The organism is Pseudoalteromonas sp. McH1-42 (assembly GCF_022347845.1).
Classification (GTDB): domain Bacteria; phylum Pseudomonadota; class Gammaproteobacteria; order Enterobacterales; family Alteromonadaceae; genus Pseudoalteromonas; species Pseudoalteromonas rubra_D.
Genome location: NZ_JAKRFU010000075.1, coordinates 1 through 1,160, shown reverse-complemented (window position 1 = coordinate 1,160; position 1,160 = coordinate 1). Strand labels below are relative to the sequence as shown.

The 1,160-nt window shown below is 44.4% G+C and carries 1 pseudogene; it reads left to right on the top strand.

Going from position 1 to position 1,160, the window contains the following annotated elements:
- Positions 1-133 (top strand): annotated as a pseudogene (tuf, locus tag MHN31_RS24075) (elongation factor Tu); the annotation flags it as partial.
- Between the last annotated feature and the right edge of the window lie 1,027 nt (positions 134-1,160).

Below are 1,160 nucleotides of genomic sequence, written 5' to 3'. Positions count from 1 at the left end.
AATGCCTGGTGACAACATCAAGATGACTGTTGAGCTAATCGTTCCAATCGCGATGGACGAAGGTCTACGTTTCGCGATCCGTGAAGGTGGCCGTACAGTTGGTGCTGGTGTTGTAGCAACTATCGTTGAGTAATCAACAGTAGTGATGCAATAAGCATTGTGAAAAAGGCCATTCTCTAATAAAGAGCGTGGCCTTTTTTAATGCCTGGAATATAGCGATGGAAAATGCGGTGTGGAAGTACATCCTTGTAGCGGCGCCCATCGCGCATCTCGATAATTGCTCCTGCATTATTCTACTTCCCCACATCCATGTGGGTCCTTGCGCTCACCTTCTCATGCTGCGAAGCAGTGGTGACTCTAGGCTTCCTGCCTTACGCTCTTCGAGCCAGCATAGCTGTTCAAAAATATTCCAGATATTTTTGTCGTTCATTCGTCGCCCTTGCGCAAAGGAAATGCCAGTGCAAGCACTGTGTCATTAGCCCTTTGCACGATAGATGGCTCTCTCTACAGGGTAATGTTGGTGCTTGTAGCTACAATCGTAGAATAATCTACAGGTTACAGTAACACTTTGAAAAAGGTCGCTTAGGCGGCCTTTTTTAATGCCTGAAATATGAGAATGGATGGTTCAGTGTGGAAGCACATCCATGTAGTGGAGCCCATCGCGCATCTTGGAAATGGTTTCTGAATAATTTTCCTCACCCACTTACGTATGGTCGAGTCCGCTCTTCTAGCCTGTCATAGCTTTTAGTAATATTCCGAACAATTTTTGTCGGCCATTTGCAATCCTTATGCAATGTAAAATACGGCTAGGCATCCAGTAGAAAGTAATATTGGATGTTCATGCGTTATCCCGGACAGGTTTTAGCTCGGTAAATAGTCAAAAATGCGCTTTTTGCTGTAATTTTGTCCGAATGCACTGTTTTTCTCACTTTTCTTCAAAAAAGGGGTTGCGCTGGGTTTCGATTTCCCTATAATGCGCATCCACCGACACGGGGCATAACGCTGAAAAGCAACGAGCCAACGAGTTGGGAGTCAAATAAAACTTGATTCTGAAAGTTTTCAAAATTAAGTGTTGACATAAAATGGGAAGTGATTAGAATGCACAACCCTCAGCGCTAACAGCGCGGCGACATTAAGTCGCACCGTTCTTTAAAAATATG